Origin of the sequence: Pseudomonas sp. ES1 (assembly GCF_050586605.1) — a bacterium.
Taxonomy (GTDB): domain Bacteria; phylum Pseudomonadota; class Gammaproteobacteria; order Pseudomonadales; family Pseudomonadaceae; genus Aquipseudomonas; species Aquipseudomonas sichuanensis.
The window spans coordinates 49,808-74,179 of the sequence record NZ_JBOBDM010000001.1 but is presented as its reverse complement, the minus strand read 5'-3'; the positions used below and the strand labels follow the sequence as shown (position 1 = coordinate 74,179).

22 protein-coding genes are annotated in these 24,372 nt (G+C 56.2%); 15 read left to right on the top strand and 7 right to left on the bottom strand.

Annotated features, from left to right (window positions below; all coding sequences use genetic code 11):
- Positions 1 to 43: 43 nt before the first annotated feature.
- Positions 44 to 1,117, top strand: a complete 1,074-nt coding sequence (locus tag ACQ4N9_RS00400; RefSeq protein WP_390967574.1) for a PAS domain-containing protein — start codon at positions 44 to 46, stop codon at positions 1,115 to 1,117.
- Between the two features lie 8 nt (positions 1,118 to 1,125).
- Here ACQ4N9_RS00400 and ACQ4N9_RS00395 read toward each other — a convergent pair whose 3' ends face one another.
- Positions 1,126 to 1,476 (bottom strand): hypothetical protein, encoded by a 351-nt coding sequence (locus ACQ4N9_RS00395; RefSeq protein WP_110995553.1) that lies wholly within the window; start codon positions 1,474 to 1,476, stop codon positions 1,126 to 1,128.
- 232 nt (positions 1,477 to 1,708) lie between these two features.
- On the opposite strand from ACQ4N9_RS00395, the gene ACQ4N9_RS00390 reads away from it, so the two are divergent.
- The 4 genes from ACQ4N9_RS00390 to ACQ4N9_RS00375 all read left to right on the top strand — a co-directional run bounded on the left by ACQ4N9_RS00390 (position 1,709) and on the right by ACQ4N9_RS00375 (position 5,887).
- Positions 1,709 to 1,894: a hypothetical protein gene (locus tag ACQ4N9_RS00390; RefSeq protein ID WP_110995554.1), complete on the top strand. Its 186-nt coding sequence runs from the start codon at positions 1,709 to 1,711 to the stop codon at positions 1,892 to 1,894.
- A gap of 72 nt (positions 1,895 to 1,966) precedes the next feature.
- Positions 1,967 to 2,347, top strand: a complete 381-nt coding sequence (locus tag ACQ4N9_RS00385) for a glycine zipper domain-containing protein (RefSeq protein ID WP_110995555.1) — start codon at positions 1,967 to 1,969, stop codon at positions 2,345 to 2,347.
- 167 nt (positions 2,348 to 2,514) lie between these two features.
- On the top strand, positions 2,515 to 4,344 hold the full coding sequence (locus ACQ4N9_RS00380; RefSeq protein WP_390967573.1) for an SLC13 family permease: 1,830 nt from the start codon (positions 2,515 to 2,517) through the stop codon (positions 4,342 to 4,344).
- A 115-nt stretch (positions 4,345 to 4,459) separates the two neighbouring features.
- A complete protein-coding gene (locus ACQ4N9_RS00375; protein WP_390967572.1) occupies positions 4,460 to 5,887 on the top strand; it encodes a GGDEF domain-containing protein in 1,428 nt (475 codons plus the stop codon).
- A 1-nt stretch (position 5,888) separates the two neighbouring features.
- On the opposite strand, the gene ACQ4N9_RS00370 is transcribed toward ACQ4N9_RS00375, so the two are convergent.
- Positions 5,889 to 6,650: a sulfite exporter TauE/SafE family protein gene (locus ACQ4N9_RS00370; protein WP_125464638.1), complete on the bottom strand. Its 762-nt coding sequence runs from the start codon at positions 6,648 to 6,650 to the stop codon at positions 5,889 to 5,891.
- Between the two features lie 100 nt (positions 6,651 to 6,750).
- Here ACQ4N9_RS00370 and ACQ4N9_RS00365 point away from each other — a divergent pair, with 100 nt between their 5' ends.
- Positions 6,751 to 7,650, top strand: coding sequence for a LysR family transcriptional regulator (locus ACQ4N9_RS00365; RefSeq protein ID WP_390967571.1), 900 nt, complete (start codon positions 6,751 to 6,753; stop codon positions 7,648 to 7,650).
- Positions 7,651 to 7,786: 136 nt separating this feature from the next.
- Here the strand turns inward: ACQ4N9_RS00365 and ACQ4N9_RS00360 are convergent, their stop codons facing one another.
- Positions 7,787 to 7,981 carry a hypothetical protein gene (locus ACQ4N9_RS00360; protein WP_125464640.1) on the bottom strand — a complete coding sequence of 65 codons (195 nt, stop codon included), beginning with the start codon at positions 7,979 to 7,981 and terminating at the stop codon, positions 7,787 to 7,789.
- A 464-nt stretch (positions 7,982 to 8,445) separates the two neighbouring features.
- Positions 8,446 to 8,802 (bottom strand): SH3 domain-containing protein, encoded by a 357-nt coding sequence (locus tag ACQ4N9_RS00355; protein WP_390967570.1) that lies wholly within the window; start codon positions 8,800 to 8,802, stop codon positions 8,446 to 8,448.
- A gap of 376 nt (positions 8,803 to 9,178) precedes the next feature.
- On the opposite strand from ACQ4N9_RS00355, the gene ACQ4N9_RS00350 reads away from it, so the two are divergent.
- The 6 genes from ACQ4N9_RS00350 to ACQ4N9_RS00325 all read left to right on the top strand — a co-directional run bounded on the left by ACQ4N9_RS00350 (position 9,179) and on the right by ACQ4N9_RS00325 (position 15,109).
- Entirely contained in the window at positions 9,179 to 9,364 is a 186-nt protein-coding gene (locus ACQ4N9_RS00350; protein ID WP_110995562.1) for a hypothetical protein, read from the top strand.
- Between the two features lie 94 nt (positions 9,365 to 9,458).
- Entirely contained in the window at positions 9,459 to 9,659 is a 201-nt protein-coding gene (locus ACQ4N9_RS00345) for a hypothetical protein (RefSeq protein ID WP_390967569.1), read from the top strand.
- Positions 9,660 to 10,791: 1,132 nt separating this feature from the next.
- Positions 10,792 to 11,409 carry a hypothetical protein gene (locus tag ACQ4N9_RS00340; protein ID WP_430931928.1) on the top strand — a complete coding sequence of 206 codons (618 nt, stop codon included), beginning with the start codon at positions 10,792 to 10,794 and terminating at the stop codon, positions 11,407 to 11,409.
- Between the two features lie 92 nt (positions 11,410 to 11,501).
- Positions 11,502 to 11,726 (top strand): hypothetical protein, encoded by a 225-nt coding sequence (locus ACQ4N9_RS00335; protein WP_430931926.1) that lies wholly within the window; start codon positions 11,502 to 11,504, stop codon positions 11,724 to 11,726.
- 17 nt (positions 11,727 to 11,743) lie between these two features.
- Positions 11,744 to 12,565: an inositol monophosphatase family protein gene (locus ACQ4N9_RS00330; RefSeq protein WP_430931924.1), complete on the top strand. Its 822-nt coding sequence runs from the start codon at positions 11,744 to 11,746 to the stop codon at positions 12,563 to 12,565.
- Positions 12,566 to 14,626: 2,061 nt separating this feature from the next.
- Positions 14,627 to 15,109, top strand: coding sequence for a GNAT family N-acetyltransferase (locus tag ACQ4N9_RS00325; protein ID WP_430931922.1), 483 nt, complete (start codon positions 14,627 to 14,629; stop codon positions 15,107 to 15,109).
- Between the two features lie 433 nt (positions 15,110 to 15,542).
- On the opposite strand, the gene ACQ4N9_RS00320 is transcribed toward ACQ4N9_RS00325, so the two are convergent.
- Positions 15,543 to 15,908: a histone-like nucleoid-structuring protein, MvaT/MvaU family gene (locus tag ACQ4N9_RS00320; RefSeq protein WP_430931920.1), complete on the bottom strand. Its 366-nt coding sequence runs from the start codon at positions 15,906 to 15,908 to the stop codon at positions 15,543 to 15,545.
- A gap of 132 nt (positions 15,909 to 16,040) precedes the next feature.
- On the bottom strand, positions 16,041 to 18,596 hold the full coding sequence (locus ACQ4N9_RS00315) for a UvrD-helicase domain-containing protein (RefSeq protein WP_430931918.1): 2,556 nt from the start codon (positions 18,594 to 18,596) through the stop codon (positions 16,041 to 16,043).
- A 410-nt stretch (positions 18,597 to 19,006) separates the two neighbouring features.
- Between ACQ4N9_RS00315 and ACQ4N9_RS00310 the strand changes: the two genes are divergently transcribed.
- The 3 genes from ACQ4N9_RS00310 to ACQ4N9_RS00300 all read left to right on the top strand — a co-directional run bounded on the left by ACQ4N9_RS00310 (position 19,007) and on the right by ACQ4N9_RS00300 (position 23,877).
- Positions 19,007 to 19,375, top strand: a complete 369-nt coding sequence (locus tag ACQ4N9_RS00310; RefSeq protein WP_430931916.1) for a hypothetical protein — start codon at positions 19,007 to 19,009, stop codon at positions 19,373 to 19,375.
- A 670-nt stretch (positions 19,376 to 20,045) separates the two neighbouring features.
- On the top strand, positions 20,046 to 21,710 hold the full coding sequence (locus ACQ4N9_RS00305) for a dsDNA nuclease domain-containing protein (RefSeq protein WP_430931914.1): 1,665 nt from the start codon (positions 20,046 to 20,048) through the stop codon (positions 21,708 to 21,710).
- Positions 21,703 to 23,877, top strand: a complete 2,175-nt coding sequence (locus tag ACQ4N9_RS00300; protein ID WP_430931912.1) for a DEAD/DEAH box helicase — start codon at positions 21,703 to 21,705, stop codon at positions 23,875 to 23,877. The genes ACQ4N9_RS00305 and ACQ4N9_RS00300 overlap by 8 nt, the downstream gene beginning before the upstream one ends.
- Positions 23,878 to 24,097: 220 nt before the next feature.
- Here the strand turns inward: ACQ4N9_RS00300 and ACQ4N9_RS00295 are convergent, their stop codons facing one another.
- Complete coding sequence (locus ACQ4N9_RS00295; protein ID WP_430931910.1) at positions 24,098 to 24,256, bottom strand: LrgB family protein; 159 nt, start codon at positions 24,254 to 24,256, stop codon at positions 24,098 to 24,100.
- Positions 24,257 to 24,372: the final 116 nt, after the last annotated feature.

Below are 24,372 nucleotides of genomic sequence, written 5' to 3'. Positions count from 1 at the left end.
AGGTATACTGCGGCCTTCGGCCCCGCCCAAGGATCCAGCACCCATGACGGAAAACAGCTTCGCCTTTCGCCTCAAGGAACTGCTCGAACACCACAAGCTGACCCTGCAAGCGGTTGGCACGGCCCTGGGGATATCGCGCACGGCGGTGCACAAATGGACACGCGGCGGCGAGATCGACTACGACAACCTGCGCAAGCTGGCGGACTTTCTCAAGGTCAACTGGATCTGGCTGCGTTACGGCGAGGAAGCCCTGCACAGCGTGCAGCAGGCCGAGGTGGTCGAGCTGCCGATGACCGATGTGCGCCGGCGCTACACCGCCGAGATCATGGAGAGCGAAATGCGCATGAAGCTGGCCCAGGAAGGCGCGCGCATCGTCACCTGGGAGTGGAACCTGGTCAGCGACGAGGTCACCTACTCGCCCAACGTCGAGGCGGTGTATGGCTGGCCGGTACGCCGCAACGAGGATTTCTGGGCACATATCCATGCCGAAGACGCACGCCACATGCAGAGCATGTACGCCCAGGCGGTCGCGCAAGGCACTGGCTGCGAGTGTGATTTTCGCATCACCCGCCCCGATGGCAGCCAGCGCTGGATCGCCTCGCGCGCGACGGTGCTGCAAGACAGCGTCGGGCGCCCGGTGAAGATGGTCGGCATCAGCATGGACAACACCGAGCGCAAGGTCGCCGAGGAACACCTGCGCCAGAGCGAGGAACGCTTTCGCGCGATCTTCGAACTGGCGTGGGGGGCATTGGCCTATATCGACCCGGATGGCACCTGGCGACGGGTCAATGGCAGCCTCTGCGAATTGCTGGGCTACAGCGAGGGCGAGCTGTATGCCATGACCTTCCAGCAGTTGACCCACCCCGACGACCTGCCGGACAACCTCGTGCTGCTAGGGCGCATGCTGGCCGGCGAAATCGAGCGCTATGAAGTGGAAAAACGCGTGCGGCACAAGGATGGCCGCTTTATCTGGGTGCGCGCGCGCACTTCGCTGCAGCGGCATGCCGATGGCCAGCCGGAGCACCTGATCAGCGTGTTCGAGGACATCGGTGCCGAGCGCGAGGAGCATGAACGTTTGCAGGCGCATATTGCCGGGCTGGAGGCGCGGCTGCGCTGAGCGCAGCCTTACAGGCAGGTCGCCGCTGCCGCCCGGCGCTGCAGGGCCATGCCGTCGTTGTGCTGGGCGTAGTAGTCCACCCGCGTGCCGCCGGCCTGGGCGTAGACATCGACGAACGATTCCGCCTCGCGGGTATACACGGTGAAACCGCCCGCCTTGCGCGCTTCAAGGTAGCCGCTGGCATCCACGCCAAAGGTCTTCTCTTCCTGCCAGCTGAACTGGATGCACTGGGCGACCACATCCGGGGTCTTGTGCGAGTCCAGGCGTGCGGTCGGCGCGCCGGTACGCGCTGTCTCCATGGTCGACGACGCACAGCCCACCAGCAGCAGCGCCACAGTCATCGGCAGAATCGCTCGCATGTTCCATCCTCGGGACAAAAAAGAACGCGACTCTAGCACGGCAAACCAGGGTTCGGCGTCTGTCCCGACCTGATTCAGTGCCGGCCATGGGCACGACGTTTCGTCCTCCCGCCCTGCCCTGGATGCCGCCTATCGCCAGGGCACCAATATTTTGCGGGGTAAAGAAACCAAATCGATCGACCAAGGTCTCAGCGAGTACCCGGTAAACCTTTACCGATCAAGGACCTATATCTTGAAGACTCGCCTCGCAAGCCTTTCGCTGATCACCGCCGTGCTGTTGCTTGGCGGCTGCTACAGCCACCACTACCACGACGATGATGATGGCTGGCGCGACGGTGATCGCGGCCACCGCCATCACCACCGCCATGATCGCGATGACGACGACGATCGCCAGTACCGTGACCGCTACCAGCGCTGAAGCGTCTTCCCAACCTTGATTCGCCGCCCGCAAGGCGGCCCCCACCCTGATGACTCCTCTGAGGTTCACAACATGCGTCTGACTCTGCCTTCCCTCGCCCTCGGCCTGCTGCTCTGCCAGGGTGCTTTCGCCGGTGACGGTACCGCGGCCATCGGCGGCGGCCTGGGCGGCGCCTTGGGTAACGTGGTCGGTAAACAGATCGGTGGCAGCACCGGCGCCGCCATCGGCGCAGGCCTGGGTGGCGCGGCCGGCAGCGCCGTCGGCGCACGCAAGGGCAACCGCACCGAGGCGGCCATTGGTGGCGGCCTGGGTTCGGCAGGCGGCTCGCTGATCGGCGGCAAGCTCGGCGGCTCCAACGGTTCGACCATCGGCGCAGGCCTTGGCGGCGCAGCCGGTGGCGCCATCGGCAACCACATGGGTGACAGCAACCGCAAGCACAAGCACCGTCACTGATCGACACTGACACCCTCGCGGGCGGTGCAGGCTTGTTACATGGCCGCACCGCCCGCGATCGTTTCGCCCGGCAAAACATTGCAGCACGTCAACGACGCATTCGCGTCAAGCTGCCACACTAGGACCATCGCTTTTCGCGCCCTCGTGTGAAGGAACACCCCCTCCCCATGAACCAAGAGCTGCTCTGGGTCCTCGGCCTGCTGGCCATCGTCGTCGTGCTTTTCATCATCAACCGCCCACGCATGGACGTGGTTGCGTTGCTGGTGATCCTCATCCTGCCGCTCACCGGCATCCTTACCGTGGACCAGGCCCTGGCCGGTTTCAGTGACCCCAACGTGGTACTGATCGCTGCACTTTTCGTGATCGGCGAAGGCCTGGTACGCACCGGCATCGCCTACCGCATCGGCGAATGGATGAGCGAGCGCGCCGGCAACAGCGAGGCGCGCCTGCTGGTGCTGCTGATGGTGGCGGTGGCCGGCCTGGGCTCGGTGATGAGTTCCACCGGGGTTGTGGCGATTTTCATCCCGGTGGTGCTGAGCATTGCCGCGCGCCTGAAGCTCTCCCCCAGCCGGCTGATGATGCCGCTGAGCTTCGCCGGGCTGATCAGCGGCATGCTCAGCCTGGTGGCCACGCCACCCAACGTGGTCGTGCACAGCGAGCTGATGCGCCACGGCCAAAGCGGTTTCAGCTTTTTCAGCTTCACCCCGTTCGGCCTGGTGGTGCTGGTACTGGGCATCGGCTACATGCTGCTGACCCGCCACTGGCTCAATGGCGAAGTGCGCAAGGATGGCCGGGTGGAAACCCGCCGCACCCTGCTCGACCTGGTGCTGGACTACAAACTCAACGGTCGCGAACGCCGCCTGCGTATCCGCCCGCACTCGCCACTGATCGGCCATACCCTGGGCGAACTGGAACTGCGCACCCGGCATGGCGCCAACGTGGTCGGCATCGAACGCCAGCACAAGTTCACCACCCGGGTGATCGCCGCCGACTCGGGCACCGTGCTGCAGCAGGGCGATATCCTGCTGCTCGACCTGTTCGCCAACCGCGACGACCTGCGCAGCCTGTGCCAGACCATGCAACTGGAGCCGCTGCACTTCAAGGCGGCCTATTTCATCGACCAGTCCCAGGAGCTGGGGATGGCGGAAGTGTCGCTGCCGCCAGGCTCGCAACTGATCGGCAAGAGCATCCTCGAACTTGCGTTCCGCACCCGCTACGACCTCAACGTGGTGGGGCTGCGGCGCGACCAGCTGGCCATCGAGGAGCAGTTGGTTGAAGAAAAGCTGCGCCTGGGCGACACCTTGCTGGTAGTCGGCCCGTGGAAAGCGGTGCGCCAGCTGCAGGCCAAGCCCCGCGACTTCCTGGTGCTGAGCCTGCCGGCCGAGATCGACCAGGTGGCCCCCGCAAGCGCCCGGGCGCCTTATGCCTTGCTGAGTCTGGCGGTGATGGTCGGGTTGATGGTCAGTGGCCTGGTGCCCAACGTGCTCGCCGCGCTGATCGGCTGCCTGCTGATGGGCGCGGGGCGCTGCATCGACATGAACAGCGCCTATCGCGCCATCCACTGGCAAAGCCTGGTGCTGATCGTCGGCATGCTGCCGTTCGCCCTGGCGCTGCAAAAGACCGGCGGCATCGATTTGGCGGTGGGCGCCCTGGTGAGCCTTCTCGGCGATGCCGGGCCAAGCGCGATCCTCGCCTGCCTGTTCGCCGTCACCGCAGTCATCGGCCTGTTCATCTCCAACACCGCCACGGCTGTATTAATGGCGCCGGTGGCCATCAGCACCGCGCAACAGCTGGGCATGTCGCCCTACCCGTTCGCCATGACGGTCGCGCTCGCGGCATCGGCTGCATTCATGACCCCGGTGTCGTCGCCCGTCAACACCCTAGTGCTGGGCCCCGGGCAGTATCGCTTCGCCGATTTCGTCAAGGTCGGGGTGCCGTTCACCTTGCTGGTGATGCTGGTGACCGTGCTGATGGTGCCGTGGGTTTTTGGCTTGTAATCTGACGGAGTATTCAGGAAATTCCCGGCGAATTGACATCAATTGGCGACTTGAAACAAACTGACGCGAATTTGCCCCAGGTGCCTACGGCCGTTTTCCTGGATTCCGTCCTCGCTTGTCGGTCGAGCTTATGGTGTCTCCAGCTCCGTCGCGCCTGCTGCCATTGGCCATCCTGTTCGGCTTGACGCTCGCCCTGACACTTACGGGGATCCTGGCCAGGCCGATCGAATCCCTGTCGCTGTTCTGGCCGGTCAACGCCGTGCTGGCCGGGGTCTTGCTGCGCAACCCGCGCCAGGCCACAGTGCTCGGCTTCGGCCTGATCTACCTGGGGATGGTCGCTGCCGACCTGGTCACCGGCTCCGCCTGGCAACCGGCCCTGTGGTTCAACCTGTGCAACCTTGGCGCCATCCTCAGCATCTGGTACCTGATGGCCCGCTTGCCACGGGTGCACAGGCGCCTGCGCACACCCCACGGCACCCTGTGCCTGTTCGGCGCCTGCGCCGTCGGTGGCATGGTGGCCGCCAGCCTGGCCTGCGTCATGGCCGCGCCGTGGTTCGAGCAGTCATTGCGCGCCACCTGGCTGGCCTGGTTCAGCGAGCAGTTCTCCACCAGCGTGCTGGTCCTGCCGGTACTGCTCACTGCCCCCTCGCCCCGTGCCTTCACCCGCAGCGGCAGCCAGCCGATCTCCCTGGCCCCGCTGCTGGTATTGCTGGCCTCGCTGGCATTGAGCATCTTCTTCGGCGGGCCAGGGGCGATTGCCTTCCCGATCGCCGCCCTGCTGTGGTGCGCCTTGAGCTACTCACCTTTTCTCGTTTCGTTGCTGACCCTCACTGCCGGCAGCACCTTGATCGTTGCCGTGGCGCAGAACCTCATGCACTTCAGCGTGCCGCAGAGCGAGCCGGGCGTGACTACCTTGATGTCGGCACGCCTGGGCATCGCCATGCTGGTGCTCGGCCCGCTGGTGGTGGCCTGCGTGAGCAATGCCAACCGCAGCCTGATGGCACGCATGGCGCACCAGGCCACCATCGACCACCTCACCGGCACCCTCACCCGCAGCGCCTTCACCCGCCGCGCCAACGGCCTGCTCGACAGCCGACAGCAGCAGGCTCCGGCCCTGCCGTTGACCCTGATGATGCTCGACATCGACCATTTCAAGACCATCAATGACCGCCACGGCCACGCAGTGGGTGACCTGGTACTGCGCCAGTTCGCCGACACCCTGCAGGACCAGTTGCATGACGGCGAGCTGTTCGCCCGCCTGGGTGGCGAGGAGTTCGCCATTGTCGTCCCGGGGCTGGCGCCGGAGTTGGCCAGGTTCACTGCCGAACGCCTGCGCCGTGCCGTCCAGGACCTGCAGTTGGCTCCGGCCGGGCAGCGCCTGCAGATCACGGTCAGTATCGGCATCGCCGGTTGCAGCAGTGACGTTGCCGCGCCCAGCCTCGACGTGCTGCTGGCCAGCGCCGATCAGGCGCTGTACCGCGCCAAGGCCCACGGCCGCAACCGTATCGAGCTGGCCGAGGCCCAGCGCCAGATAGTGGGCTGACTCAGCCGCTGAACAGGTCCCAGCTCAGCTTGGCAATCAGCACACAGAGCAGGATCAGGAACAACCCGCGCACGAACCCCGCCCCCTTGCGCACCGCCAGCCAGGTGCCCGTCAGCGCGCCGAGGATGTTGAACAGCGCCATCGGCAGGGCAATCGCCCACAGCACATTGCCCGAAGGGATGAAGAACACCAGTGCCGCCAGGTTGGTGGCAATGTTCACCAGCTTCGCCGAGGCCGAGGCATGCAGGAAGTCGAGGGCGAAGAAGCGAATGAACAGGAAGATCAGGAAACTGCCGGTACCCGGCCCGAACAGGCCGTCGTAGAAACCGATGGCGCCACCGATCAATACCGCCAGGCATTGCTCCTTGCGGCCGATGACGGTGGGCTTGTGCAAGGTACCGAAGTCCTTCTTGCAGAAGGTGTAGACGGCCATCAGCACGATCATCGCCAGCACCATCGGCCGCATCACGCTGGCCGGCACCAGCGACACCGTGGCCGCGCCGCAGAACGACATGACGAAGGCGCTCAGCGCCGCCGGCACGATCAGCCCCCAGTCCAGCTGCACCTTGCGGATGAACGAACGCGCGGCAAAGCTGGTGCCACAGACCGACGCCAGTTTGTTGGTACCCAGCAGCGCGGCCGGCTGTGCAGTGGGCAACACGTTGAACAGGGCCGGGATCTGGATCAGCCCGCCGCCACCCACGGCGGCGTCGATCAGGCCAGCGGCGAAGGCAAACAGCGAAAGCAGGGCGATATCCATCATGTCGGCAGTCCAGGCGGCAATAAGCAGGCCGCCAGACTAATCAAAGCGCCGCGCTTGTGTTGAAATGCCACGTTGCGAAAACTGCAACGAGGAAAAGCCCATGGCCCTGGACATGCTGCGTGAGATCCAAGCATTCGTCAGCGTTGCGCACAAGCGCAGCTTCGTCAGTGCAGCCCGCGCCCTGGGCCGCTCCCCCAGCGCCGTTACCCGCGCGGTGCAGGCGCTGGAAGATAACAGCGGTGCCAAGTTGTTCAACCGCAGCGCCAGCACCGTGACCCTCACCGAAGCCGGCGAACGCCTGCTGCCCCACGCCGAGCGCTTGCTGGATGTGCAACGCGATGCCGCCGACGAACTGGCCGCGCTGGCGGGCAGCGCGCAGGGCTGGATCCGCCTGGCCGCACCCGAGGTGCTGGCCCAGCAGGTACTGCCGCAGGTACTGGCCGAGTTCTCCAGGCGTCATCCACAGGTGACCCTCGATGTGCAGTTCAGCGACCAGGCGCTCGACCCGCTGCTGGGCAAGCTCGACTTCGTCATCCGGGGCGCATTCCCCCAGTCAAGCGAGCTGATCGGCTACCCGCTGTGGAGCTACCGCCGACACCTGTATGCCAGCCCGCAGTATCTGGCTCGCGAAGGCACACCCCAGGGGCTGGAGGATCTGGAGCGGCGCGCGCTGATCCTGCACACCGCGCCACGCATCCTCAAGGCCTGGCACTTCTGCCGCGAGGGGCATATCACCAGCCTGCGGCCACAACCACGGTTGCGCCTGGGTTCAGGTGTCGCGGTGCTGCAAAGCACCCTGGCCGGCGCCGGCATCGCCCGGCTGGCCGACTGGCTGGCCGAACCCGAGGTGCGTGCCGGGCGCCTGGTGCGGGTCTGCGCCGATTACCACCTGACCTCCAGCAGCGGACAGGACCCGCAGATGCATGCGCTGTACCCGACAGGCGACGTGCCGGCGCGGGTACGCGAGCTGCTGCAGGCCCTGCGCGCCGCGCGTCCGTGAGCACAAAAACAGAGGGTGAAAACGCTGTTCACTTTCTGCTCAATTTGACAGAGGCCACGGACCACAAGGCCCAGAGAACTTTATCCACAGACCTACCCACGTTTTTTGTGGACAGTTTCAGCAACGCTTGCAGGATTTATCTGAGCTTGAGCAACGCCGTATTGGCCAACCTGACCATTTCGATCCATTCACTTGCACTGATCACTCCAGAATGCTCCAACGCTTCGGCACTGCGCAGCGCCTGATCGTAGTCCTCCTCATGCAGGATGCCCTCTGCGAGATAGCGACTGCGCCACTCCAGCATCGCTGCAGTGTCTTTCTTGCATTCCATAGTGCGTATTGTCTCCAAGGCAAGTGATCGGCCCGTGTTCCCGGGCCCTTTTTACGGGGGCGGGAGAGTACACGAGCACCTTGCACTTGAGAATGACTTGCAGCTACCGCCTGTCTAGACGACTGCGGCAAATGGCCAAGAGCCGGAGGGAGAAAATCGAGCCCGCCTTGATGCCAGACGGGCTGAGGGATGAAGCGCGGGTTTTCAACCTGGCGGAATGGTACCCAGCAAACCGATCATGATAGTCAGCAGCAGAAAACCACCCAGGAACAGAGCAAGCTTGCCCATCGGAACCTCTACAGTGTGATGACGGAACAGCGGGGCCGGCCGATGCGGGTGCAGAGCAGCGCAACCGGCCCGGCGTTTGCCGGTTCGCAAGCGCCGGGCCTGGCAGGTATTGTCGGCTCGGCGCTGATACGGTTACAGATTCAGGTTCGTGGAAAAAAAGCAGATCAGATGACCATTCAGGAGCCCAGCAAGCGCAGTTTCTCCTGCGGTAGCCAGCCCAGTTCACCGTTGCGCAAGTTGCGGCACCACAGCCAGCCGTTCAGTGGCCGCAGGCCTTCGACCTGCTGGCCCGGGTCGATGTCCAGTTCATGGGCGCAATAAGCCTCCACCGCCCTGCCCCGGTCGACGCCGATCCGCTCGATCACCTGCGCCGGTACCCAGCCCGGCGCCTGCCCGCTGCAACTGCACAGGTACCAGTCCTGCCAAGGCTCCTCGCCCTCGTAGCGCTGACCGATGTCCAGCAATGTGCCGCCGGCGAAGGTGATGGGGGTGGGGTATTCGCTACGGTGGTGCTCTATCACGACGTACTTCACATGCCTCTCCCTGGCGGTGAAAAGCGTCGATGCTAGCAGAAACCGCCAAATCGGGAGCGCCGGGGCCAGCAACTTCCCGCGCAAGGCAATTGCAACATATCGTTTCGGCCCATTCGAAGACGTCCTACGGCGCCAGGATCGTTATCGACACTGCGTGTAGGGCTTAAGCCCAACCATGCCAAGGTTTCTGGCGCGACCATTGGAGAACACCCAAAAATCAAGCCCTGATCTATTCGTAGGACCAATCTGAATGTTCTGTAGCCGAGTTATCGCCAATTCAGGAAGCGTGTATGAATGATCAGTATTGGCACGCGGAATGAGCTGATACCTTCGTTGGCACTAACAACGGCAAGGAGGCCCTTCATATGAGATCGACATGGATCAGTACCACACCTCCGCCCTCTCCCTGCAAAAACATCTGCTGAACCTGCGCCAGGAACTGGTGCGGCTGAAGGCAGACGGCCAACTGGAAAAGGCAGATCACCTCGCCGGGTTGATCGCGCATATCGAACTGACGCTGGCTGACATGGCCTCGCCCTTCAGATCACCGACGTTGCAGTGAATACAGGGGCTGGGCGAGCGTTTGGACTTGAGGGTGGTAACCTAAGGATCGAGCAGGATGTCACACACCCTCAGGCACCAGGAAGATCCGACACGTGCACGACGCACTCGATAGTTTACTAAGCGCGATTGGCAGCATTTTCGAAGCCATCGGCAACCTCTGTGATGCACTGCTCAACTGGCCAAGTTTCGACAAGCCACGCCGGGTGTTCACGCGTGGCTTCGTGGCCTTCTGCGTGCTGGTTGCGGTGCTGGAGTTGTGGTTTTTGAATGCGACGTTCGGGCAGGGTGCCTGATGGGGAAATTCGGCGGGGATGACTATGCCCAAAAACGCAAAAAGCCCTGAATAATCAGGGCTTTGAATGTGGCGGAAGCGTAGAGATTCGAACCCTTATCTAAGGTACTACCCCTTACCCTTACCTACCAAAAAATGATGACGTCACCCGTCGCCATTGTCAACCCCAATGAATTCGGGCCCTCCCAGAAGACTCCATTCCGATATCCTACGGCCCCATAATACGCAACTCGTTGCACCTTATGCGTTGCACCTTATCACGTAACCTCCGATAGCTGAAATCTCCTGGCCACCGCTGCCTTGACTCCCCCCACTCCCCTGTACTCAACGTACTACCTCCCGCCAATCGATTAGCGCCCCCCTTCAGGAAACCGATCAGCTAATACCGTCAAACCCCTTCACTTCCTCACTCGATGACACATTTGTACGCAGCCCACGACTGTTCGGAGAAGCGAGGTAGGAGCGGCGTTATTTAATGATAAATTGACAGCAGGATAGAAGTACCCAGTGTGCGGCAATACCCTACAAGCATGCCCGGCCAATCAATCAGCCTCACATAAATTATAAGAGTACACTCTAAGCGTACTCTTATATTTATAGCCTCCCGTGAAGTTCCTCAAAGCACTTGACGCTTTCGACAAAAAGCCATTTTAATGGTGCTCCCACCTTGGAGCCCGGCCATGAAACGCACGAATGCAAAAAAGCCAAAGAGACAGCATCTGAGCCAACCGACTGACCACAAGTCAAGATTGGCCATAGCTAAGGAATACGCTCTTCACTGCTCTCCTCTCTCGGTGGGCGCAATTCGTATTCTTACGAAACACGAGAACGACGCCAACCTTCAGTTTATTAAAAATGTCTTCGATAAATAATTTATATATTTCACCAAGACAAAGTAAGTCTCTCCCAAGCACACAATAAAGCTTGTGGGAATTCTGCTACCGAAGTGATCACCAAGCATCCACCCGGAGTTCACGTGCATATCCAGCGCCACTCTACTCGGGGACGTCAGCAATCCATTACTCCAGATAACCAGCACAGATCTGCATCGTATTCTATACGAATTCTGAACGGGCTAAGGCTGGCGCGCCATACAACTGCTTTCGGATTACCGAAATAACAGGAGACCTGCGATGAAAGTTCCGATCTATCCGCGAGACATCGAGCCTGGTAAGGGGGTTTTTCTCTTGGCTGAATTAGTAAAGACCGACTGGCCTGAATCCAAGTCAATTAGCATTACCGCAGCGCAGAACTTAATAAGCCGGTGCTTAGGCTATTCATGCCTTCGTGAAATTAGGGAAAGTTTAGCAATCACGCATGAGTGCCCACCCTCACTCAACTCCTTAACGGATCAGTTCCAAAAATCCATCGACTCTGAGTTGAGAGAAAAAGAATGCCTCATGAAATTCAATACCAGTGAGTTGATCGAAAAACTCCAGACAATGTCACTAAAACACCTGACTACTTATCGATACTCTTTTGGGTTTCTAGGCCTTAAACCATCTGAGCAAGCATTGATGAAAACTGAAGATACTGCCACTGGGCATCAGTGGGCTACATCGTCCAGAGCCCCCACCACCGAACAACCGAGTTCTCAAAGTAAGCTTTCGCCTAGCACGATAAAAAAATACGTTGACGCCATAATTGGGCAATGTCGCACTGATGAATTTCAGACCCAAGAAATTGCACCTATCGACTGCGGAAACTGCTCTCCAACATTTTTCAAAGTGAGACGCAGCAAACATCCATAAGCTTCAACCTGGTGGCTACTCACTGCCCCACTCAACACCGGCCAGCATCATGTTTGCCATTTATGCTTTCCTTCATTTTTAGGTAGAGCCTAATGAATTTCATCGATTGGCTTTGGGATTGGATCTTCCCTGATAACAGGTCTGAGTATGAAATAGAAAAGGAGCGGGAGTTTATCCGCGCCGTTAATCAGCTAAAGACCCTCACCGTCCACCCTGGCGGGCGAATTTCCATTGACCCAAACGAAATACGCGATCAAGTTCTTAAAAGTCGTGAAGAGTACCGAAAGTTCATCTCTCCGCTCTATCGCAAATGCTGATGCCAACTGGAGCTATCATGACGGCGACTAAGTTTCAGTTGATCCTTTCGAAGGTGATTGCTGCAGTAGAGCAAGCCGGAGCACTGCTCTCGCAAGAGTTTTTCCGCCAAGGAGGGCCAAGGGGCTCTGGCGACAAAGCTGTAGTGGATAAAATTATTGAAGTGCAGCTCCGCGCTGAGCTCATGGAGATCCTCCCCTGTGACTGGTGGGGCGAGGAAACAGGGCATCAACTCTCAGGCAATACGTTGTGCTGGGTGGTAGACCCTAACGATGGCACCAGCGACTTCCTGAGAGGTGTCATGGGCTCTGCAGTGTCGGTAGGACTACTGAGGGCCAACGAGCCCGTGTTAGGTGTTGTCTATGCACCAGTTACACCTGATGGCTCTGACTGCGTTGCATGGGCACACGGCCTGGGTCATTTGCTGAGAAATGGATTGCCAGTAAAGATAGACCTATCCAAACATCAGCTATCTGAATCAAAGCTTGTGATGGTCAGCTCCGCTGCCGCTAGTAAACCGAAGACTAATGGTGATCTCTGTGCACCTGGCGATTTCTATCCAATGCCTTCCATTGCCTACAGGCTAGCGAGGGTGGCAGCCGGAGATGGGGTGTGCGGTGTATCGCTCTATCCCGTTTCTGCTCACGACGTCTTGGCCGGTCATGCTTTGTTGATTGGCGCCAAAGGAGTGCTGGTCGACGAACAAGGGGCTGGCATTAGGTATCAAACCGAAGCTGGGATTCATCGAGTGTCCAATCGGTGTTTCGGTGGTGCGCCAAGTGCCTGTGCTGAGCTTTGGAGGCGAGATTGGAGCAAGGTCTATGCAAAGGATGCTGACTAATTGACCCGGCTCATGCCCGGGCGCGCTCCTTTCCTTCCCGCTGGATTGGCACACAGTTTGAAGTCCTCAGCATCCGTCTCAGCCAGGCGCGGAAGCGCTTTCGACGGATCGACCCGCTCGAAGTCATAGAGCACTCATTCACCCACCAGGCGAAGAAATCCCTGTCTGTTGATTGGCGCCCCGAATACCTGGACAAGCCTCTGTCTTGGGGGAGTCCATGAAGATTGAAGAGTGTCGACCCGCGCAGATACTACCGCAAGCGCAGTTTGCAGGGAGTGCGGCCAAGCTTCCCCTCCTCATGACAGCCATCCGCAGCGTGTCGTGGAAACAGACTCGGACGATCTGGCGGAGGTGGAATGGCATGTTTCGGGGATGGAGAACATTTGTACCCCTCTGCAAAACGACCTCACCAGGTACACCACGGCCTTAGGATGAAGGGGATGATCGAGCAGGGTGTGATCTCGCTCACGGCACGGGAGGTATCAGAGGCTCTGCGAGAGGCGAGATTTGGCCGAAGCCAAACAAGAAAGGCCGTGGCCCAGTGATGGTACGAGGTGTTTGCCGGCCATTTTGTGGCCGACACTCAAGGATGGCGCATCACCGATTTCAATGACTGCGATCAGCTTGACTGCTGCGAGCGCTGGGAATGTCCAGTTGGGAAGGCTTGGTGTTTCGCTGAAGGAGCGCTACCTAGGCCCCTCACAGAACGGTTTCTCCACCGCTTGTCGGTATCCATGACTAAGGCTCAACCGCAAAAGACGGGCTAGCAGCAACGTTAGCGGCCCTCAGAATGCTCTGGCAGACCAGGCCAGCTCGCGTTTTTGGCCGCAGCCAGGCTGCTTTGACGCGGATTTTTCACGAAAGCGATTTTTTTTTCGCTGTGAGGGCTTGACGGCGAAAGTGTAAGACTTTTCGCAGAGAGAAGACGGACTAATCCTAGGGGTGGCAAAACCAGATTTTTCTGGTTTGATGGCGATTCTCGCAGCGAACCACCATTCGAGTCAACAACGTGCTCACCTATGACACCAAGCGATCCAGAGCCTCCAAAAATAGCTCAACCCCAAGCGTGGCGCGGCTTGCAGGGCATTTTCCCCATCAAAAACGAATTTAACTCTCTTCTTTCAAACGCCAAATTTTCATTATATTTAAAGCTTATCCCCGAAAAAAACCAAGCACTGTTAGTGTAATAGTTTCCACACGCCTTTCAAGACGACCATATAATTCCTAAAGACCAAAAAACAAAGAGCAAGAAAAAACAGAAAACACCCAAAACCGCATCAGCCAGGGCCTCGCGAAAAACCCCACAAGCCTTGATCCACGCGGCCTGCAGAGATTTTACAAACAAACTAATAAGTTTAAAAACACAACTAACAAGAGCTGCTTTATCGACAAGGCTGGTTTGTCATCGCACAGTTGACGTGCAAAATCAGACGGATATTATACGGCGAATCGTTACAGACCCTTCTAGCCGCCACCTTCTTCTGGGATGCCGGTGAGGGTTCCTTGCGGCCTGGAGAAAGGAGAATACACGTGCCCTAAGAGATTAAGGGAAGAAGCTGAGGAGGGTTGCACCCCGCCTCAGCTGGTCTACCGGATCGTCACAGCTCAGCACGATCATACGCTTCACTGGTAACGGTTCGATGTCGACATTCGCACCGTAGCATAGATCCAGATCGAGGAGTGAGTAGGCCTGCCCGATGGTTTGACAACGGCGCCTGAGCGAATCACATGAGGAAGAAATCATGAGTACCATGGACTTGTGGTTAACCCTAGCAATTGAACTGATTCGCTTGGTTCACACTATGGTTTTGATTGTTTACTGTTAGGCCTTTCTGTAAGCACGGGAGAGAGACACCTCCCGTGTCTCAATTGACGCCCCGCCCCTGGGAATGTCAGCTCCTGGCAATGAGCGCTGGGAGTGGGCCCACTTGGCGCTCCAAGTGATAGTCCGTAACCGCCTGGGGGCAACCTCCGACCCTATGTGCAGGTCGTGGGTGGTGCAGCGGCTTTGATGTCATGACTTCCCGCCTACACTCTGGGCTTCCTTCCACGGAGCGGATCATGACAACGCCCACCCTTCCCGCTGTCGATGCCATTGATGAAGAATGGAAAGCCTTCGCCGCAGTTAGCTGCGAGCAGCTGATTCCCCATATCCGGCAGTTCATCCTGGAGCGCTTCAGTTACCAGCCCAGGTACGTGCAACAGCGGGTTTGGAGAACGTTCGGAACCGTCTCGGCGCTGAGTAAGCAATTCGACCTCTACTTCCGACTGTTCGCAAAGCCTGATGCCATATGCCCCCGAGACTGCCTTGTCATCGCTCGCATCGGATTCATGCAGCGGCGTGCTGGGCATGGCCGTGCGTTGGTCGAGCGCCTTGTCGAGCTGGCACCACTGCTTGGCTATCGCCACCTGGCCATCGAGTGTGCCAACGAGAACGCTTCGGCTTTTGCTGAGCGGTTAGATTTTACGCCCTACGAGCAACGCCGGCACTGGATCGCCTCTATCGATGCTCTTCAGAAAACACTGGAAGAGAGCACTACCTGAATGCCAAGGCGCTGTCGGCGCGCCAGTAAAACCTCACGAATCAATTCGAAATACATTTGCCAGGGAAGGCGAAAACAGCAATCTAGGCAGTGCAATATTTTTGTGCAAGCCTATGACTGATGGCTACAAGCCATCACCGTATAGATGGACTTATTTCGGAGGAGTCATGGCACTTCATGTAGCACCCGGCCATTTGGTCGGGCGAGATGGCGGGAGTTTCCAGGAAGTCTCGCTCAATCCTTACACCAAAACTGTGTCCACTCGTTATGGTCGTTATTGCACCATTCGGGATAACGAAAAGGCGCCACCTACCAGCAAGCCTGAGCGATACTGGACGCAGATCTACCGCACTCCAGATAACACCGAGTAAGTAGGTGTAAGCAAGAAAGCTATGCGCGTCGGATGACGCGTATAGCCCTGTTGTTTGGATGAATTACGATACCCAGCTCTCGACCACGTCGGCGCCGTATTGAGACTTCCACTCTTTCAGCAGCTTGTGATTGCCACCTTTGGTTTCGATGATTTCACCGTTGTGTGGATTCTTGTACTGCTTCACCTGGCGTGCGCGACGAGGTGATTTTTCGGCTGCTACTGGAGCAGCGGTACGACGGCTAGCCTGCGGATCTAGGATGTTAACAACATCCCGAAGGCTGCAGCCATATTCGGCGAGCAGATTGCGCAGTTTGGTCTCAAACTCAATCTCTTTTTGCAGCTCGGAGCTACCCTTTAGGGCTTCAAGTTCAGCGAGCTGGGCAGCGAGTTGCTGCTCGAGCTGACGGAATTCAACCAAACGGGACATAAGTAAACCTCAAAAAAGTGATGGGAAACAGGTCTACATCGTAAACCATTTGAAGGCCATTTGATTGCTCCAGCTCCCGCTTATTCGCCATACGTGTGTAACAAAAAGGGCGGCAGCTGGGGCAACACTCAGTTATTTCCGAAAATCGCTAAAGTAGGCTTGGCCCTTGCCAATTTTCTCCGACGCCCTCGGGAAGCTCTTTACACCGCCCTTCGACTCGTCCAAGAACCAGTAGCAATGGAGCTTTGCCCTGGTGATAGCCACATACGCAAGTCTCATCACCTCCTCTCCTTGTGCGTAGTCGTAGGCCCTGGCTTCTCCATTCATCTCGAGCTTGGCCAAGGCATACGCTTGGTTACGCCAATCCGAAGACGTTAGCTGCTCACAGTCTCCCAGCATGAACACGGCATCGGCCTCCAGGCCCTTAGAACCATGGTAGGTCATGAGCCGAATGTCCCCGGAACGCTCATCCATCCTGGCTCGATACTTCAGATGACGAACCAGTTCATCCGCTTCCTTCAGCGTGCTTCTTGATCGAGACAGCACCATGATCTCGTGGCCCTGCTCGTAATGCTGCTCAACCAATTCGACCAGTTTCTCATCATCCGTGTCCCAGAGCTGGACTGGATAATGCAAATCCTTCACGTCAGGATGCGCCGCTTCACCGTGCTTACCAGGGATGCCTCGAGTGTGAGTCACGATGCTTTCAGCTGCATCAATGACCATCTGCTGAGATCTGAAATTCTGCTGCAGCTTGATATCGAGCGTTCTAGGCGATGGGAAGTATTGCTTGAAATTCTGGAAGAACTTTGGCGAGCTTCCTCTCCACCCATAGATACTCTGCCAATCATCTCCAACTGCCATCAGAGATGGGAAAACCAAGCCTTCCGGGGAATAAAATTTCATTCCACGCTTCCGAAGCTCCCCTAGAACGCCACGCAACCAACTGATAGTGTTCGCACCACAATCCTGGAATTCGTCCACCAGAGTGACCATCTGGGCCTCCAATATGGCACTCGGAATATCCTTGAAGTTCTCCTCGGCATGCTCGTTAAACATCGCGAACATCTTATTGAAGGTGAATATTGGCGTGCTCTGATCAGCGAGAAACTCCTCAAATGCTGGCCAGAAAACACCAAGTGCCTCGAAGAATTTTGCCTCTATAGCACCTTTCTTGAAGTTCATGCCCTTGGTGGCTGAAGGCACATCCAGCCCAAGGTTCTCCAAGAAAGAGGCACAACTGTGAAACGCTGCCATGATCGGTGCTGGCTTGATATCGCCTCCGACCTGATAGTTAAACTTCGGCACCCCTGAAACTTTACCTCGCAAGGTCTCAAGCGAGTGTAACGCGTCAGCATAACTGGTGAAGTAGAGGATTCTCTTCGAGAAGAAGAGCTGGAAGAAAATTCTACGCATGTGCAGTGCTTGAGAAAGGCTGACCTGCTTTCTCCCATCTTTGATTTTGATGGTGGTTGGCTCATTTGCGTCAAGCCCGAGCACTACATAAGCTTTCAAGTCTTCAGCATAACCATGGGCATGGAATGTCTTACCGCATAGGGTGACCGGCTCAAGCTCTGCAGTGATCCCTGGTAGAGGCCAGTGACCGGCCTTCCGCCATAGCGCCTCCACGGTCTGGCAAGCTTCCTTATCCCGATCCGAGCAAGCCTTAATGGCAAAGATGCGTTTGGCGTTCTCTGGATCATCAGGATTTAAGTGATCCCCTACGCTGATACCATGTTCGAATAAGGCCAGGATCAGCTCTCGGAACCGTTTGTCAGTCTCGAAGAGGTTCTGATAGCACCGATCCATCAAATCCAGCTGCCGCACGTTGAGCCGGATGTCCAGGACGTTCTCCGGTTCTTCGTCTTTGTCGGTAGCATCTTCGCTTAGGAACTCAAATGCTTTGGCGCCCTGAAGCTGCGGCGACCACCTAAAGAAATCAAGAATGCGAGAGTGGAACGTCCGAACGAAGGATTTCCCCTTCTCTTCGTCCATTGGAATTTCCCACTTGGTGAACACCTTGATCACCTTGGAGATGAAGTCGAATCGAGAGTCACGCGTGAACGTCACGACGGTGATTTTTGACTCTGGCACTTTCAGGTAGTGCTTCAGAACAAGGAGCCGCAAGACCATCGTGGTGGATTTACCACTACCAGCGCCGGCAACAACGCAGGTGGATGGGGTTTTGGACAGAATCATTTCCCACTGAGGGTCAGTGGGCTGTTGGTGGGCTGGCAGCTTTTCTCTGATGTCAGCGCGGATACGTTGCTCAAGCTCTGCCGACATGGGGAAGTCGAAGTGCTCAAACAGGTTGGTGTCCACACCTGGCGCAACATCCGTAGGTCGAATGCCTGGCTTCAGCTCCAGTACAAGCTTCCCAGCTTCATAGCCCTGCTCATAACCCAATTTATGTCCGGCTTCACTGCCATCGGCGAAGCCATCCTCATGACCTTCAGCGAGGCCCTGTCCATACCCTAGCTTACGTCCCTCCTGATGGCCTTCATCGCGACCTTCCTCATGGCCTAGCTTCTTGCCTTCCGCGTGGCCAGCCTCGTAGCCCGTTGCCTTACCCGCCGTCCATGAGTTGGTGTCATGCGCCTTGATTATTTCTAGCAACCACTGGGCGAAGGTGTGCACCTTTTTTTGCCACGTCCCATCTTGGGGAGTCAGTTGCTCATTCGATGGCACGCGTTTCTGCTTGCCCTGAGAAGATGCTTTACTACCTGATTCGTGTAGAGATCCCACTTGGTACCAACCTTTTACGATTTCCTATCACCCAGGCGGCAAGCCGCCTGCTGTTCTGCGCTCATCACCCCAGCGCACCGGAAACGGTCATACACCCTGTCAGTCGATCATCATTCAGCCTTCAGGCTGTTAGGGCTGGGGCACTACGAAGGAAGGTAGCACGGTGCCATACCCAACCAGCAAGCTGAGGTGGCGAAGAAGATCCATAGTGCCGAGCATTAAAGTGGCACCGCAGCTGATCTCAGCCTCAAGATTGTTGGCCCCATCCTTTGTTCGTGATGAACGCTGGACGAGCAAGGTGTGGATGGGTAAGCCTATGGCTCGAATGCCACTAGAAGCAGGAGGGACAAACGGTGCATCAGGCAGTTGTACTGAACCACACAGTCCTCGATGTCGAAGACTTCGTTGAGGAACTCAATGATCACCACGTGGTGATTTTGAACTCCATCATGGATGAGAGGGCTGGAGAGCTGAGAAATCAGGCCGAAGCCAAGATGAAAAACTGGCGCGGACATGGCCCATCCATCTATTTCTATCAACCTCGCATCATGGTTGAGGGCAATCCATGGTGGATCTCTACATTCATGCATTCCACCAAGCATCAGCTCAATTTTTGCGAAACCACGAGGCTTGTCCAACGGGCTGTAGAAACCTGGAGATCACGTGGTTCGGCAGAGCGCTTCCTGTACATCAACAGGATCACTCGAGGGCTGTCGGGCTAGGCAACCAAGAGTCACCAGTTACCCCCTCGATGATAGTTGATGCACTCGGGGGAGACCTTTGCGGCATCAAGACGAGCGTTCGCCCAGCCAGCCCTCTGCTGCCCCGTAACTCAAGGGCTCTTTGACGGCACTGACACTGAATCAGGCCCGACTCTCAGAATCAGTGGTTGGGCCAGTTCCATGTACCCGCAATTGGCCTAAACCGGTAAGACACTGCCAACCCAAACTGATCTGGCCGTTGATGCAGGCTACCGCGCTACCACCCACCTGTATCGAGTCATCATCAATGGAAACACGCTCTAGTCAAATTGCTCCCCGCCTGCCATTCACAGCATCTAGCACGCTCATCAGCTCCTTACTCGCAACTGGCTGTGCCGCCGCGTACAGGTCTCGGGTTATCTCGTTTGGCTGGCTGAGGTCGAGCAGCAACACCTCTGCCTTGCTGTAGCGGAAGCCCTCTCGGTAAACCCGCTCCATCCCTCGCCTCCTGGCCTGCTCGCGAATGGCCCCTCTCATAAGTCGATGAAATTCCAGAGCATTCACCAATCCTCTCAGCTCTACTGGTCTGGCAAGGCTCTTCCGAGCCGCTAACGCGACCGGGAGAACCGTAGACTGGCAACGCACAATCTCATAGGCTTGGCATAGCAAAGTGCCATGGATAAAGAGTGCAATGGAAATTACCGACTCAGGAGGCGTAGCAGCGAAGTACGGCTTCCTTTATCAGGACTGCGTCGCGGCCTGGCTCGCCACTGAGATGCTCATGGACAGGGACATGCGTGCAGTACGTGTCGAGACCGTTGACGATGTAGATGTCGTCTGGGACGGTTTCACAGAGTTCATCCAGGTCAAAGCTGCTGCCGAAAAGAAGTGGACACCGACCACGATCACCGAAAACTCTACAAGCACTGCTGTCGCCTCGACCAAGAGCAAGCCCACAGGCAAACCGCGAAAAAAACGCATACCTGATTCATCGATGGTACATAAGTCGATGAAGCAAGCGACCACTCCAGTTGACAAGTGCAAGTTCCGAATCGTCTCCGCAGAGCGCCCGACCGGCCTTCTGGAGTACCTTCGAGTATTACCAGCCTCACGAGCTGGCAGGCCAGGAAGGCAGGAGTTAGTCGATGACCTCAACCAGCGAACCTCCAACTTTGTTGCAGCATCCAAAAATGACGTTGGCCACTGGGTAGACTCCACCTGGTGGCAGGTATATGCGTCGGAACGCGAAATCGAATTACTGGGCATTAAAAATATCCGCAATGCTGCTCTAGAAGTCGTTGGGGTAACGCTGAGTTCCGACACCGCCGCCGAGGCAATTTGGAGAGACATCGTTTATACGCTAACCAAGAAAAGCGCCCTCTCGAGAAAGGTTTACTGCGAAGACGACAAGACCTACCATCGAAACAATCTCATCGACTGGTTCAAGTCTGAAATTTTAATACACGAAAAGTCCTCACACACTAGAACAAAGATATACGCAAACAAAAAACTACAACCTATCCTCAACCACCTCCATACCCACACGCCAAGCTGCGGGAGTATCACACGGTGCGGAAAAGTAATGCACCAGAACTATAGCATTAATAACTACAGATATAGCTACATTTCGGAAAGCGTCATAAAGTGGATTGATGAAATCCTGCTAATGCCTGAGGAAATCGCAGACGTCAATGGCATATCTACTTCTGACCGATACCGAACGCTGTTATCTCGACTAAAAGCCTCCATGGCCGAGCTTGGTGACTTTCTTGGCAAAGTCTTACTTCACTCCTGCATCCGAAGCCTTCATACGAGCCAGCCAATACCCGCCTCGTTGTACATCGAGAAGCCGTTCGAAGTAAAAGTTCTCGAAAACGTTCACATCGTGCCTCGAGCCTCAGAGGGTGATGAGCTTTGGGTAGGATTTAGTCATCTCTACACTGGCACAGACATAGTTGAATGTCTTCAGAGCCTTCGCACCATCCTATACTCAGATATTACCGACAATATAGACTCAGCTCGATCCAAGATCCTTGAAATCAAACAAGACTCTTACTTGCTCCAGCACGATATCGATGAGCTTCTTGAGACCAGCCAAGCCTTCGACACACACCTGAACAGATATCGATTTATAGTTTTCCTCGGTTATAACTCTGCCCTATTGACCGACCCCAAAACACCTGGGTACGAGCCGAACCTTTTAACAGAAACCAAGAAACTGTTCGACGATTTCTCTTCAGACTTGAATACCAGCGGATTCGGAGAGGTGTTGATCGAGCTCCACCTCTACCCTGTGCCGGACATAGACAAACTGCTATCCGAAGTAAAAAAAGCACTGGAGAAAGCTTGTGCTTGAAAACTACGAATCCGCACTGCAAAGCCTTCAACAACAGAGCTTCTCGGCTTTTGCCTATTTAAAAACCGCTGATCAGCTTCTGTCGAATCCCAAATACAGGAGCTCAGGCCGAGAACTTGTTATCCGGGCTCTAGACTCTCGAAGCCGGTTCTCGGCTGTACATGCTTTACTGCGGCACTTAGTGCGAAAATCGGGACTCTATCCATATCTGAAAACACAATTCCAAGATCTATCGCTTGCGGAAGAGTGTGTCCTTGAGGCCTATCAGACGCCTATCTCGACTGATATCGTCTTTCACTCCATGCAGTACAAAATCTACGAACTCCTCCTAGAAAAGCGCAATGTGATCTTGAGCGCCCCCACTAGCATGGGGAAAAGCGCCATCGTGGACTCCCTAATCGCGTCAGGCAAATTTAATAAACTCGTTATAGTTCTCCCTACTGTCGCCTTGGTAGACGAGACTCGACGCAGGCTTGAAGAACGATTTGGCCAAACATTTCAGATTGTTCATCATGGAACCCAGCGCTCAGGGCAGGAAAAGATCCTCTACGTTCTTACACAGGAGCGTGTAAATGACCGAGACGACCTCGAGAACATTGATTTATTTGTACTTGATGAATTCTACAAGCTAGCTTTCAAACGCAAGAAAGACGGCGAGATTGACGATGATGATGAGCGAGTACCTGCTCTCAACTCAGCCCTAAGCAAGCTTCTACGTTGCTCCGAACAGTTCTTCATGACAGGCCCGTTTATCAATGGCGTCAGCGGACTGCCCAAGACCAACCTGAATTACACCTTCATCCCCACCGACTATAACACCGTCGCAGTTGACGTCGAGTTCTTCAACATCAAGCCTGATAGCGTTGATGAGAAAAACGAGGCATTAGCCAGAACACTTAAACAGATTAATGGCCCTACAATTATTTACTGCAAATCACCAGGGCGCGCGGTACAGGTTGCTAAATTCCTATTAAAATCCGGCTATGTAAAATCCGTAGAAGATGAATATTTAGCGTGGCTGGATCAGCACTACCACCCTAAATGGGAGTACACCCGAGCATTTCGAAATGGAATCGGCCTTCACTACGGCGGACTTCCCAGGGCCATGCAACAATACACGATTGACAAATTCAACCGTGGCGAATTGCCGTTTCTCATCTGCACCTCAACCATTATTGAAGGTGTAAATACTGTCGCCAAGAACGTTTTCATATACGACAACCGGGCCGGTAATTTTAGCATTGATCGTTTCACTCACGGAAACATCAAAGGCCGAGCGGGACGGATGGGCGAGCATTTCGTCGGCAAAGTTTTTTGCATGGAAGATCTACCCAAGCAAAGCGACTGTTTTGAGGTAGAGATACCTCTAGGCAAGCAAACCGAAGAACTGCCGTTAAACTTCCTCGCCGGCATTCAGCCAGAACACTTGACTGACTTTTCCCAATCAAGATTTGAGGCGGGAACATCTGCCAGCAAGGCAGGTAAAGATTTTCTGAGGAAACACGCATCATTCAAGTTCGAGACCATTGAAGCAGCATTTAGCTTCATAGAAATTTGCGATGAAAGCGAATTTCAAAGCTGTCTATTCTCAGGCGTCCCAAAGACAGGATTTGCTAACCTCCTATCTCGCTTCGTTGATCGCGTATGCTCTGGCTCGCTTAAAAAGCTGGGACTCATCAATAACATTAGTGTTATCAATGCTAGAGTCTCTGCCTACCTAATGGCGCCAAGCCACGAAAAGTACCTTATACAACAAATATCCCGCATACCATCCGGTACCGAAAGCGAGGCGTTGTCCGAGCAAATAAACCATGCCCTGAACTTCGCTAGTCGAATATTTGGCCATTCGATACCTAAAGCACTGGCCCTACTCGAAGATATCGTCAATCTTAAGCTCGAAGAGAGGGGCACAGACTTCCGGGCATCTTACGGGCATCTGCGCAGTATTTTCGAAAACTATCACTTGCACCCGGCATGGGCCGGGCTTGAAGAAATGGGAATCCCCGTTCAACTGCTTCATAAGCTTGGAACACTTTTTCCATTTGCAGAAGAGGCAAGCGTTGACGACGCTTCTCGAACCCTGCGTGAAAACCTACATCGACTTCAACGCCTTACGCTTCTAGAGCGTCATTTCATTGATCGAGCTCTAGGTCGAGTAAAACGGTAGAAGGCCCACATGAACAAAGGGCGCCATTTGGCGCCCTTTATCTTCAGTCAGCTCAACTCAACCGCAGGCTTGGCCCCTGGTAGGTATCGTGAGTTACCAGGTGTCCTCGACCTCATTGGGGAACTCGGAGAGATAGCAGCGCCCTTTCGTCACCTTGGTAGAAGTCACGTGCATCCTACGATCTGAATCAAAAAGACGGACTGCGTAATGCATCGGGCAATCAAGCCACAATCCTCGCAATCATGAATGAAAGCACCATCGTCAGGCTCACTACCGCCCCCTCCTCATGACCAAAGCTTCGAGCAATGCTCAGACCGAATCCTTGCGCTGCGGCGCCAAGTGGGGCTCCTTTTGCAAGTCGGGTGCGCAGCGGTATCAACCAATGAGCCTGGCACCGTTCCGTACCGAATGAGCTACCTTACCAACGCCTTAGGGAGGCAATTCGATCAGAGGCCCTGGGTATTACTGCACGGTGATGGATGGGGGACTCGACTC